The organism is Mesorhizobium sp. M7A.F.Ca.ET.027.03.2.1 (genome assembly GCF_003999175.1).
Taxonomy (GTDB): domain Bacteria; phylum Pseudomonadota; class Alphaproteobacteria; order Rhizobiales; family Rhizobiaceae; genus Mesorhizobium.
Map to the genome: position 1 here is coordinate 1 of NZ_RZOM01001834.1, position 526 is coordinate 526.

Below are 526 nucleotides of genomic sequence, written 5' to 3' on the forward strand. Positions count from 1 at the left end.
GGCCTGTCGCTGACCACCGATGAAGGCGGCGTGCGCGACGAGCTACCGCCGATCACGACCTGGCTCAACCGGCTGCTGGCGCTGCGCATCGAAACCCAGAACCTGCTGTTCGAAGTGTTCGAGCAACTGATGACGGCAAAAGTCGAGGGCGCCATCGCCGCCGGCAACTACGACAAGGGCCTGGAGACGATCACGGCCGAAAGCATAGTCGTCACCGATCGCCGCACCGTCTACTCGCATCCGGTTTCGGGCGCGCAGTCGCATGTGCTGACCGTCGCGCGCAAGGACCGTATCCGGCCGCTCGGCCTGATCGACGCGCTAGCCATTGTCCGGGCGGAGCCGCAATCGGTTCTGTTGGTGAACACGCGGTCGAACCGCGCGGCGATCCGGCTGCCGACGGCGAGCCTGATGCTCGACGACGGCACGATAGAGCACCGCGTACGCCTGCTGCGGCCGACGGACGAACTGCGCTTCGGTCTCGACGCCCTGGCCGAGACCCATTGGGAGCCGGCTGACCGGAGGCAGT

At 66.7% G+C, this 526-nt stretch carries 1 protein-coding gene; it reads left to right on the forward strand.

Annotated elements, in window-relative coordinates:
* Positions 1-526 (forward strand): strawberry notch C-terminal domain-containing protein (locus EN750_RS38340; RefSeq protein ID WP_189526865.1); only part of this gene is annotated, 526 nt, incomplete at both ends.